Source organism: Legionella cincinnatiensis (genome assembly GCF_900452415.1).
Classification (GTDB): domain Bacteria; phylum Pseudomonadota; class Gammaproteobacteria; order Legionellales; family Legionellaceae; genus Legionella; species Legionella cincinnatiensis.
The window spans coordinates 277797-290352 of the sequence record NZ_UGNX01000001.1 but is presented as its reverse complement, the minus strand read 5'-3'; the positions used below and the strand labels follow the sequence as shown (position 1 = coordinate 290352).

The window sequence follows — 12556 nt, the reverse complement described above, 5'->3', positions numbered from 1 at the left end:
CTCCTAAATTAAATTAATTTTAAAACGAGATTAACTCGTGGCCATTTACTTTACCTAAATTCTACACTGGGATCTACTGCTTAATTAAAGTTGTGTTACAACAAACAATGAGCACATGCTCTTTTTTTGATCTGTTTGCTATTGATAATCATTTTCATTTAGGATAAAGTGGGGCCCCTAATCCACTGAATGAACAAATATATGGCAATCAATAAAAAAATTTTTCCTATAAAAAAAATTCCCTATTATCTGCTTCTAACACTTCTTACAACGGGTGCTAGTTTAATCCTTGGTTTTTTAAGTTTTGGTGGAATGTATGCATTGATTCCCGCTTTGTCATTAGCATTTGCCACTTTTGGCCTCTCAGTCGCTTATGAAGGTGAAATTTATTTGCAAAATATTAAAGGTGCCTTTAAAAAATTATTTAAAAGTAATTACTTAGAAAATCATTTAGCAAAGGAGTATCTATTACAAAATTTTCCCGAGAATACGGATGATCCAAATTGCCCTCAGTTTTTCAAGGATTATGAGAAACAACTGCAACTTCTTAACCTGTTTCATCACAAACAACTTGATAAGGCAAGTCAAAGGCAAAAAGAGCAAATCGAAAAAACTTTAGCAGACATGGAAAAATGGTTTGCGTTACAGCTTTTTGTTTCCAAAGATTTGCCAAATGAAGAAAAGCCTTCTGCGTATGAGCTTGAGTTAAGAAAATGGCTTGCGGAACATGGGCAAAACGAATGGCAAGCACGCCTGGAGAAGCGTCAATCTACGTTTAATTATGTTAAAGGCTTTAGTGCTCTTGCTGCAATTTTTATGGGGTTAGGTAGTACTTATCTCATCGTTGAAGCATTTAGCGTGATTCCTTTGTTTGCCGCTATTCCCTTTGCATTATGGCCATTCATAATCGTTCCCATGTCGGTCATTGCCGGAGCTGCCTATGGAATGTTGACCTATAACACCATCACCGATCTGATTAACAACGATACCATTAATAAATGGTATCAAAAACTTCGCCATGATTTGAGCCAAGGCTTAACGGTTCGTAATGTATTTATGGCATCTATGGCCGTATTTTTGGCAGGTTTAGCGGTTGCGCTTACGATTTGTACTGCAGGAACTTGGTGGACTATAGCGAGTAATGCACGTCCGTTATTTGAATGGATGAAAAAGATGCCCAGCTTTATTATGGGCGTGATTAATCCAATTATTACAGGATTATCTGCTATATTCTTTAACATCCAAAATACTGCTGAATCTCTAGAAATGGTGGATGAGGCAACTCGCTCGAATAAAAACATATTTCGCAGTGTTTATGAGTCAGTGACTGAAAACCTCTCTCATGTTCGCGATACAGAAAATTGGTTCCAGATTTTCAACCCATTTCGCCTTCTTTTAAAACTGACCTTGACTCCGTTACGAATTCTGCTCTTTTTAGGGCATCTAGTCAGTATCGCCGTAACTTCCGATCGTATGCCTGGCGTGCCACAAATTGTATCCGCATTGGTAGGGATTATCAGTGAAGGTTTTGAAGATGCTCACTATTTTGCAGGCCATGAAGAGAAATCGTCGCAGGCTGCTAAGAAAACAGCAACGTTATTGGAAGAGCGTTTGGCAGGAGAAGCAGAAAATGAGTCTAATACCGATATTCCTACGCGTCTTCTAAAAATCATCGCCTCACCTTTATACGCTCTGGCTGCAGGTTGGGATTATTTGGCCAGTCAATTCAACTCAGGATCTGATAAAAAAGAAGTACTTACTTTTGCCCGCGCATGGGATAAACAACAAGGAATAAAAAAAGAGGTAACAGTAGAACTACCTACAGACGCCAAACGTCCTTCCCAAGCATGGGAGGTAGAACATACTGCTTTCTTAATTGAGAAATATTCACGAAAACATTTAAATCAAGTCAAAATTGGTACTGAATTAGCGAAGGATAAAAACAGCGCCCTTCATGAGCTGAAAGAAAAAGTTCGGGCAACAACGTCTAATGGTAATTCACTCAAAAACATCCTGACTGATGCCCAAAATAATCCTGTTTATAATCAACACCGACTATTTTCCCTCTCTAAAGACGAAAAAACAGCAACCCAAGAGTTTGTTGAACAATTACCTGAGCGCGTTAACGCCATGGTATAAATTCTTTAATAATGTGCTTCACCCTCATCTCTATTTGCAACAAGTAGAGATGAGCAAACTACTCTCCACACCTCCTAGATGCCCTAAAGCCCCGCTATCTCTTTATTTCTCTCGGAAGACAACCGTAGTGGATGAAGAAATTTCTGGCGATTGATGTTGATCCAGTTCAAATTCCTGTAAATTTTTCAAGGCGTCATAATACTTTAAAAGTAGCGATAAAAATTTAGATTTTTTTGTTTTCGTCTGGAGAGAATACTTATTAAAGAGCTGATATAAGGTATTATTTACCGTTTTCTCAATTCGATCAGGAACAGATACAGGAGCAGATAACAAGTTCTCAAGATATTCAATTTTGGTGTGCACCGTTTCACAAGCAGGTGAAGTCAAAGTCAACAAAACGGCACGCATTTGACTAAATTTTAATCTTTTAGAGTCTTTGCTCTGTAAATCATGAGCATGGGATAACATTTCATCAAAAACCAGACCAACATGCATTTTGGCATACCTATATTCTTCATTTGGGGTCTGTTGATCAAGATATGCTCTCACCCCCTGCAATAAAGAAAATAATTGAAATAACTCTTTCTTTGGTAACCTTAAAGATTGCTCGCAAATGCAAAATTGCACCATCAAACGGTTCACTTCAGCATGGCAATATCTATTAATATCATCATGTTCCATTGCCTTTACGAGGATGTGGATAACTTGATCAAGGCAAGCTAATAAATTTTTAAATATTTTACTCTGACGCTCTATGTCATTTAAAAGTTTTTGACCAAAAAAAGTAGTACTTTTTTGTGCATCACGTTTTTTATCATCCAATTGTTTCAGTTCATGGAGACAATTGGCTTGCAATTCCAATAGACTTTCTAAGTATTTATCAGGCAAGAGATACAGCTGATTCTGCACATGATCTACCAAAACCATTCGATTAAAAAAGTCCGTGTGAGACCGCTGATTCTTGGAGCGACGCATTAAATTGCGTTCATATTGTTTTTGTCCGTTACTAATCTGATTCGTTAAACTACTTAATTCTTCAAGCAGAGATTGGCAGCCATCTTGATATGAGTAGGCATTCTCTTGCTGAGCCAAAGCTCGCTTAAATTCCTTACAAAACCTACGAACTACTTCTACGTATTGGGGCGCTGAAAGAGCCCCCTCTTCAACAATGAGTTTTAATTGCTGATAACTGTCCCATAATAGTTTTTTGCATTGCTCTTCAACATTTCCTTTTTTGTCGGTCAAAATAAACTGTAGCTTATTCTCACAGTTTTTTAAGATTTGATTTAAATCACCCAATAATTTTTGATTGAATAAATAAAATTTGACGTTTTCATTAACGATTTCATGCTTTAAAGTTTTAGAAAACTCTAAATGTTGATTATTAAAAAGTGATAAATGGCATCTGAGCTCTTCATTTATAAATTGAACTCGAGACAAATTAAGTTGGGTACGTTGGAGATTAATTTCATCAATTTCTTTTGCAATACCAGCATACAGGCCTTGGGTGATGCCGTCTTCAATTTTTCCATAAACCGAGTCTTGCTGTTCATTCTGTAGTGATGAAATTTGAGTTTGAATATCTGCATTAGATGTTTCAGCCTCATTCTTCTCAGTAATTGTTTTGATTCCCTGAACATTATGCAACTGCTCTTCAAGACGAATTTTTTTTAATTTTAAATTTTCATCTCTACCTGCAATTGTCAGTTCAAACTTAGTAGTAATACGATTAATCACTGGTAATTTAAAGGGATTGGGTTGTTCTAACAACCAAGCAAGATTGTTTCGGCTTGCTTCACCAGGGCCATATAATGACTCCAGGTAGTGCAATATGATTTTTATCTGTGGAGAAAGTCCACTCCAGTCTTTCTTATCAAATATTTTTTGGATGTCTGAATAAACAAACGCTTGGTACACTGCTTGTGCACTAAAATAATTCCCCATTTCAGTCAGCTGTTTTGCGAGTAACACGAAGCGTTCAAATAATAATCGACAAGAAGCCGTATCCAGTCGTTTTAAGAGCTCATTACGAATATACTCACTTTGATAACTGGATAACTGTACTAACTCTTTGGTAATCGCTTGAATGGATTCACCTTGATTTAAGCGTGCATTGACAGTTTTAGCAAACTCTGAATAGGCTGCATTTACCATTCTAGTCATGGTACCTGCTAATAAAGAAATGGCCTTGTGATTCACTGTACGTACATGAGACGCCATCTTTGGTTCATCATGAATTTGCTCATTGAGCTTCTTATTCAGTAAAAGCTCATCCCATTTTGTTAACAGAATTGAAAACGACAGCTTGGGTTGATTCAATAAATCATTGTTTGAAGGTGAATAACCGAATGCAAGGTTCTGTGAATCTTGTAATTCACACAATGAGTCGTGCATCTTATTCTGGCGTAAACAGTGCAACATCAGTTCCTGAAGTTGTATCACAGAGTCTTTTGGAATAGTAAATCGTGCTTGCATGGGATAGTTTTCTCGCTATGATAGTCTGATTAGGTTATTATATTTTCATGGTGCTACTTTATAGGCCTTATTGAGCACTTTAAATATTGACGGGGCGATTGTACACCAAAGTGATCTATTTTTGTTTTTTATAATAGCAATATCAGACATAAACCGAAAAAATAACCGTTGATGCCATAGGGAAACAAGTAGACGGTATCCGTCAACGATTACAGTAAGTTAATTACTTTGCATTAATAACTCTTGAGCATGGGAACGTGTTTGTTCTGTAATTTTTAGTCCACCAAGCATACGTGCAATTTCATCAATTTTTTCAGCCTCTTGCAGTAAGCTAATATGGGTGAATGTTTCTTTATGGTCACTTTGTTTTTCCACCATAAAATGATTATGCGCAGCAGCAGCAACTTGGGGTTGATGCGTAACACAAATAACTTGCAATCGCTCACCCAATTTACGAAGCATTTGTCCTACCAAAGCAGCTGTTGCACCACCAATCCCGACATCCACCTCATCAAATAATAAAGTGGGCGTTGTGCCTTGTTGGGCCGTAATCATTTGAATGGACAAGCCAATTCGAGAAAGTTCTCCACCAGAAGCAATTTTACTGAGTGAATCAAGCTCCATACCAGGGTTGGTACAAACTTTATATTCAACCTTATCCATCCCATGTGCCTGCATTTTTTCCAGCGGAGTTATTGCAATTTCTACTTGCCCCTTAGGCATGCCCAGTTGTTGGATACTTAAAGTAATTTCTTGTGCCAGCTTTTGAGCTTGTTTTTGTCTTACCTCTCTCAATTTTAAAGCAGAGATTTCATAGGCATGAAGCAATCGGTGCAGCTGTGAGTGTAATTGAGCCAATTGACGCTCGTTATTATGTAAATTTTCAAGCTCACTTTGCAAATGTTGAACATGAGTATGTAACTGACTACTATCCACATGATATTTACGGGCAAGTTGATGTATGCTGCTCATTCGCGTTTCTATTTCATGCAAACGTTCAGGATCTAAATAAATGCGTTCAGAAAATTGCTGCATTTCATCAATTGCTTCTTCACATTGAATTAAAGCACCGTTAATCAACTCTTGGGCATTTTTGATTTGGGTTTGTTCTTGAGGTAATTGGCTAAGCAAATGTAAAACCTGGTTTAGGCTCGTACAAATATTGGGTTCATCATCGGCATTTAATAGTCCATGAATTTGCTGACAATTTTGTAAATATTCTTTGGCATGATGTAACATCTGATGCTCTTGGTATAAGGTTTCAATTTCGCTTTCATGAAGGTTTAATGCCGATAACTCTTCGATTTGGAATTGCAGGAGTTCGATTTTATCTATTTGCAGCTCACGGCTTTGCAAAATTTCTATTTCGTGTTGAAGCTTTTGACATTGTTTGTAAAGTTGGGCTACTTCTTCAAGCAAAGCCTGATTCTTGCCATATTGATCCAGCTGCTGGCGATGTGTAGCATGCTGCATCAAAGCTTGATGCTGATGTTGTCCGTGAATATGTACTAATTTTTCACTTAACTCTTTAACTTTTTGCAAAGGAAAAGGTTGCCCATTAATATATGATTTAGAACGTCCCTCAGCATAAATAACGCGACGCAAATAAATGTCACCATCATCACAAGGGATATCATGCTCCGCAAGCCACTGCGCTGGTTCAGAATCGTAGCTCACAAAAAAACCGGCTGTGATATCACATTTTTCTTGGCCAGGACGAATCACTGAAGCATCTGCCCTCTCTCCTAAAGCGAGCATCAAAGCATCGATCATAATGGATTTCCCCGCACCAGTCTCACCTGTAAATGCAGTCATTCCCTGCGTAAAATCTAACTCCAAATGATGCACAATTGCAAATTGTTTGATGCACAAAGTTGTTAGCATATTCTATCCTTGATGTTTGGATTCCCAACCAAGTTTCGATCGTAATGTATCATAATAATGGTAATCAAGAGGGTGGAGCAAACGTAAATGGTGGCTGTTTTTTTGAATAGCCACTTTTTGTTCAGGTTTTACCATTCGAGACTCATGGCCATCACAACTGACGCGTAAATCAGTTTCGTTAAATTGACTGATATGCAGCTCAATTTGCGCCTCGCCATCAATGACTATAGGACGAGAACTCAAGCTATGAGAAAACATAGGAACAAGAACAATAGCATTGAGTTGCGGATGCATAATTGGACCTCCTGCAGATAAGGCATAGGCAGTAGATCCTGTAGGAGTTGATAAAATCATGCCATCAGAACGATAATGGCTCACTAATTGTTGATTCACATATACTGAAAATTCAATGAGGTGGGTTTCCTTACCACGCCCTAAAACAACATCATTAAGCGCATCCCCTTCAAAATAAACATGATCTTCATCGTAAATACGTGTATGTAATAGAAAACGTTTTTCTTCCTTATAATGTCCTGCTAAAACAGCACTTAATTGGGTTTCAAGCTCATTGGGTAAAATATCAGTAAGAAAGCCCAGACGCCCTCTGTTGATACCAATGACTGGCGTATCGACCTTAATGGCCATACGGGCGGCTGAAAGCAAGCTTCCATCACCACCAATAACAATAATTAAATCCTGTTCTTCTCCCATATTCTCTCGGGCTAATATGGGTAATTCCACACCAAAGCCTGTAGCCGTATCAATATCTTGATAGATTTCCACATTCTGCTTTTTCAGAAAGTCAATTAAACGATATAAGCTCTCACTGACACCTTGATTCGCACGGTGCTGACGCGCAAACAAAATAATCCGTTTAAATGAGATATTATTCTTCACTATTTGCTGTTCTTGATGCTTTTTTTCGTTCATGTTCTTTCAATGATTTTTTTCTTATGCGAATGGAATCAGGAGTCACTTCTACCAACTCATCATCATCTATAAATTCCAATGCTTGCTCTAAAGTTAATTTCACTGCAGGCGTCAAGATAATATTTTCGTCAGAGCCCGAAGCACGGATATTCGTTAATTGTTTTTCTTTGGTTACATTTACCACTAAATCATTGTCGCGGGAATGAATTCCTACAATCATTCCTTCATAACATACTGTTTGAGGTTCAACAAATAATCGTCCGCGTTCTTGTAAATTAAACAGAGCAAAAGCGCGTGCCATACCTTGGCAATTGGCAATTAAGACACCATTGGTTCGTTTGCCAATGCGTCCTTTAATCGCTGGCCCGTAATGATCATAAACATGATACATTAAACCCGTACCTGAGGTAGACGATAAAAATTCATTATGAAATCCAATAAGACCCCGAGTAGGAATCATATAATCGAGGCGTACACGTCCTTTTCCATCCGGTACCATGTTTTGTAACTCACCACGGCGTTCACCTAATTTTTCCATAATAGAACCTTGGTGATTTTCTTCTACGTCTACAGTGAGATGCTCGTAAGGCTCTTGTTGCTCTCCGTCAACTTCTCGAATAATCACTTCAGGTTTACATATAGCTAACTCATAACCTTCGCGCCGCATGGTCTCAATAAGAATGGATAAATGTAATTCACCGCGACCAGAAACTCTGAATTTATCAGGATCATCACAATCTTCAACACGTAAGGCAACATTATGCAACAACTCTGTTTCCAGACGCTCACGAATTTTTCGTGAAGTCACAAACTTTCCTTCTTGACCTGCAAAAGGTGAGTCATTTACCTGGAAAGTCATACTGATTGTTGGTTCATCAACCGAAAGCACCGGCAATGCCTCAACAACATTCAGATCACAAATCGTATCAGAAATCTTAAGTCCCTCAATTCCTGTAATTGCAATGATATTTCCTGCATTTGCTTCCTCAACTTCGATACGCTCAAGGCCTTTAAACCCTAGCAATTGCAGCAACCGACCCGAACGAATATTGCCATCCTTATCAATAATTTTTACCGCAGATTTTGCTTTAATTTGTCCACGGGTGATTCGACCTATACCAATAGTACCTACATAGGATGAATAATCTAAAGAACTGATTTGCATTTGGAAAGGACCATTAGCATCTACTTTAGGTGGTTCAACTTTTTCAATAATTGTTTGCAATAAAGCACTCATATCCGAAGCTTCATCTTCCAAATGCAGCTTCGCATAGCCATTTAAGGCAGAAGTATAAACAACAGGAAAATCCAATTGCGCATCTGTCGCGCCCAGATTGTCAAACAAATCAAAAACTTGATCCATAACCCAATGAGGTCTTGCTCCTGGACGGTCAATTTTATTAATGACCACAATAGGATTCAATCCACGTGCGAACGCTTTTTGCGTCACAAAACGTGTCTGTGGCATAGGACCATCTACTGCATCAACTAGCAATAATACACTATCAACCATGGATAAAATACGCTCAACTTCACCGCCGAAATCAGCATGTCCTGGGGTATCAACAATATTAATTTGATGGTTTTTCCAATAAACACAGGTATTTTTTGCAAGAATAGTAATCCCTCGTTCCTTTTCCAAGGCATTAGAATCCATTACCCGTTCAACTTTAGGGGCTCTCTCATTTAATGTTCCAGTTTGTTGCAGCAGCTTATCAACTAGTGTAGTTTTACCGTGGTCAACATGTGCGATAATGGCAATGTTGCGAATTTGATCAATCATAAAATAACCTTTGATGGAAAAAGCAAGTACTTGTACATAGATTTGACATTATACCTCAATAGGACTCTAAAACCTATCTGATTCTTGTATTTTAGTACAGCAAACTACGCTTCATGCTTGAATCAATAAATAACGCGCCTACAAGGCTAAATTCCCAAAAGCTAATGCATGATTTTACTCAAATAATTCCTAACTCTCTCTGCTATAACCTCCTAATTATTTTTTAGCTGCTAAAATAAGAATGAGGGGTTAAAAATAGGGAGTAATTATGAGAAAGCTAATTTTACATCCCACTGACATTAGCCAATGGCATGCATTAGTTAATGAGGCCCAAGCTGCGACCCAGCTTATTTTGAGCGAAAACACTGAAAGTTATCTGGTATTTTTACTAATGCGTTTTTCTCAAGGACCTAAATTAATTGAATCCATAGTTGCACTCGACTTTCTAGAGTCTATGCATAGACCGCGAACATTGCAAATGGAATTACTACGCGATGTGGGTGATAAAAGTTTATTATTTTGCGGCCTTTTTCCAGGAATTGCCAAAAGAAGGCATGTGAGTCTTGAGTATTTTTCTGAGATGGGACAAGCAGCCTATTTGACCGTTGGAGAATTAGAGGGAAAACATTCTGAAAATATATATTTTCAATTAAGCGAGCAATTTCTAATTTTAAAACAGATATTACAAGCCATGCGAGGTGAATGCGTCGAAATCATTCAAGCAGATCCTAAAATTTTATCGTCCATAAAAGTAAAGTTACAATAAACCGCTAAAGCCTGGGTGAGCTTAGCAATCCCAGGTATGTTTTTCTAAACTTCTTATCACTTACCTTTATAATTTATATGCTCAGTAAAAAAGCTTAATTTGTTGCCTTTTACCGTCAAGATTTAAGATCTCAAGTATTTTTTATGGGTTAAAAATATACAAATACATATTCATTATGTTATGTTACATGAATAGACATTTTGATGAATTTAAATAAATATCGAACCAACAAAAACCAAAGGTAATACAGAGGAGTATAAAGTTATGGCAGGCATTTTAAGTTTTTTCGGCGTTCCAGTTAAGCCAAATTTAGAAGCAGAAACATTTTCTTCGGAAAAAAAATCAGATTTTTTACCCGATATTTTTCGCATTGCGTTGAAAAATATGAAATCAGAAGAGAATTTGGCAAAATATTTGCACAAGCAAGCTCAAATCCATCCGCAAGAATATCGCGAAGCCATTCAAACTTATTTCAAAGAGAAACTCGACCAAAGAACAGGTCTGATGCGTCATGTCAGTTTTTTTGACTCTGAGAATACATCCACATTAAACTTCATGAATGTCGTACAAGGATTTAAAGATTTAGGATTTGGTACACTCTCTGCTTATTTAAATACTGCTCTGGTTATAGGTGGAGGTATCCTAGGCACCCAAAAATTAGAGCCTCCTATTGAAAAGGTTCATAACTTAACACATCCTGTCTCTCATACAGCTCTTTTTAATCAGAATCCCTCTAAATTTAACAACAATGCCCATGAAAAATTGATAAAGAATATGATACAAAGAATGATGAAGGGGCGTGATAAGCTTGAGAAGGAAGATCTTATTACTTTGGTAGACGAAATAGGAAAACGACACCCCAAAACAGGCTTAGGTAAATTATTCGTAGAACTTTTAAGACCACTCCAGATTGTGGCTTTCACTAACGTAATGAATTTATGTGGTGGCTCCCTTACCCAACAAAATTTGGAAGACTTCTTTAGCGGCACCCTTTTTTATGCTCTCGCTGAACCAACTTCCGTGGCTCATAGAGTGATGACTATGCGTTAAGTGATAAATTTCGTTTTTTGAAAAAAATCAAACCATTGGTGGGTTAACGTCTGTTAGGGATAAGAGTTTTATTAGATCCAGTCTCGGTCGTTAGGGCTAAGGAGCACTGCCATTGACTTAAGGAACTTCTGGTAGTCGTCCTCGCAAAAGCGCGGGGCCCCATGTTGATGGAGGCACAATGCCTCTATAGAAATGGATTTCCGCTTTCGCGGAAATGACGAAACCCTTAAGTCAATGGCAGTGGAGGCTAAAGAGAGACTTTACCATCGTCTCTAAGCCTTAGCACGAAATTTGAATTAAGAATCTTAGCATCAAGTGCATCTGAATTAATGGCATCCCCTTGAGAGGAATCTCTTAGATTATCCTTTATGAAACAACATGGTGATATCTATAGGATCAAAAGTATATTTCTGATTGCAAAAATCACAACGAATAGCTACTTCTCCCTGTTCTTTTAATAATTCGTTTGCATCCTCTTCACCTAAAACAGTAAGTACTTGCTTCATTTTATCAAGACTACAACGGCACTTAAAACGAGTTTCACGTCGCTCAAATATTCTTATTTCTGTTTCATGATAAAGTCGGTACAGTAATATTTCATTATCTAAAGTCAGTAACTCGTGCTCACTCACTGTTTGACCGAGTTGCACTGCATATTCCCAGAATTGTTCTCTATGTTGCGTATCTTGGCCCGGCATTAACTGCAGCAACATTCCTGCAGCAGCACTTTCATTCACCGCTAACCAAACTCGAGTGGAAACTTGCTCAGATTGAGCAAAATAGTTCATTAAATTTTCACTCATCGAAGTAGATTGAATAGGAACCATGCTCTGGTAGGCGTTGGTTTGATTATTTTGATTAATGGTTAAAACCATTTGTCCTTCGAGAAACGCATTCGCATACTCTTTAGTTTCCAGATTTTCAATAAATTGAGCAAAAGCCCTTACGTTAAGTTCATGATCACATTGGACTAATAATAAAGGAAGTCGTTTATCTCCTTGAAACTGTAAATTTAAGCTCCCCTGAAATTTGATACTGGATGCTAAAAGCAAACAAGAAACAAGCGCCTCTCCCAATAAATTTTTAACCATGGGAGGATAATTTCGTTGACTCATAATGGTTTGATAAGTGTCTTCAATGTGAACGATTTCACCACGAATATTTGCATGTTCAAAAATAAAGCGTTGCAGGGTATCTGATTGTTTCATAAACGAGCTCTTAAAAATTACGGCAACCACTAAGACAGTTGCAATCCAGGAGTATAACATAACTTTTTTGTAATTTTCCTGGAGAAAAAATGATTTTGAACTATGCTTTAAAAATCCACACTAAAATTTTAAGGATGAAATCATGATTGACAAAAATATACTTGCTCCCTTATTTAAAACTATAGACAAAGTCGTTTTTGGTATTGAAGACACGCCAGAACCAGAAACCAAACCTGATTTTATTGAAATAGACAATGAAGAAGAGTTTGATGTAGAACGCTCTATTAATTAATAGTTGCTTCCTAATACCTATGCGGGCAA

Annotated in this window: 9 protein-coding genes; 4 read left to right on the top strand and 5 right to left on the bottom strand. The window is 37.5% G+C overall.

All coding sequences use genetic code 11. From position 1 onward, the window contains the following. The first annotated feature begins 201 nt into the window (after positions 1–201). Positions 202–2139: a T4SS effector ferrous iron transporter IroT/MavN gene (gene iroT, locus DYH34_RS01235; RefSeq protein WP_058464325.1), complete on the top strand. Its 1938-nt coding sequence runs from the start codon at positions 202–204 to the stop codon at positions 2137–2139. Positions 2140–2241: 102 nt separating this feature from the next. Here iroT and DYH34_RS18275 read toward each other — a convergent pair whose 3' ends face one another. The 4 genes from DYH34_RS18275 to typA form a co-directional block, all read right to left on the bottom strand. After that, positions 2242–4614 (bottom strand): RasGEF domain-containing protein, encoded by a 2373-nt coding sequence (locus tag DYH34_RS18275; RefSeq protein WP_238589434.1) that lies wholly within the window; start codon positions 4612–4614, stop codon positions 2242–2244. Between the two features lie 219 nt (positions 4615–4833). Beyond that, on the bottom strand, positions 4834–6498 hold the full coding sequence (recN, locus tag DYH34_RS01220; RefSeq protein WP_058464020.1) for a DNA repair protein RecN: 1665 nt from the start codon (positions 6496–6498) through the stop codon (positions 4834–4836). A 3-nt stretch (positions 6499–6501) separates the two neighbouring features. Next, entirely contained in the window at positions 6502–7428 is a 927-nt protein-coding gene (locus DYH34_RS01215) for an NAD(+) kinase (protein WP_058464021.1), read from the bottom strand. Further along, complete coding sequence (gene typA / locus DYH34_RS01210) at positions 7385–9211, bottom strand: translational GTPase TypA (RefSeq protein ID WP_058464022.1); 1827 nt, start codon at positions 9209–9211, stop codon at positions 7385–7387. Before typA ends, DYH34_RS01215 begins: the two co-directional genes overlap by 44 nt. 268 nt (positions 9212–9479) lie before the next feature. Here typA and DYH34_RS01205 point away from each other — a divergent pair, with 268 nt between their 5' ends. Both DYH34_RS01205 and DYH34_RS01200 read left to right on the top strand, forming a co-directional pair. Then, positions 9480–9977: a hypothetical protein gene (locus tag DYH34_RS01205; RefSeq protein ID WP_058464023.1), complete on the top strand. Its 498-nt coding sequence runs from the start codon at positions 9480–9482 to the stop codon at positions 9975–9977. A 264-nt stretch (positions 9978–10241) separates the two neighbouring features. Beyond that, a complete protein-coding gene (locus DYH34_RS01200) occupies positions 10242–11027 on the top strand; it encodes a caleosin family protein (RefSeq protein WP_058464024.1) in 786 nt (261 codons plus the stop codon). 359 nt (positions 11028–11386) lie between these two features. On the opposite strand, the gene hslO is transcribed toward DYH34_RS01200, so the two are convergent. Next, complete coding sequence (gene hslO, locus DYH34_RS01195) at positions 11387–12235, bottom strand: Hsp33 family molecular chaperone HslO (RefSeq protein WP_058464025.1); 849 nt, start codon at positions 12233–12235, stop codon at positions 11387–11389. A 142-nt stretch (positions 12236–12377) separates the two neighbouring features. Between hslO and DYH34_RS17925 the strand changes: the two genes are divergently transcribed. Further along, positions 12378–12527, top strand: coding sequence for a hypothetical protein (locus DYH34_RS17925; protein ID WP_165481793.1), 150 nt, complete (start codon positions 12378–12380; stop codon positions 12525–12527). Positions 12528–12556 lie beyond the last annotated feature (29 nt).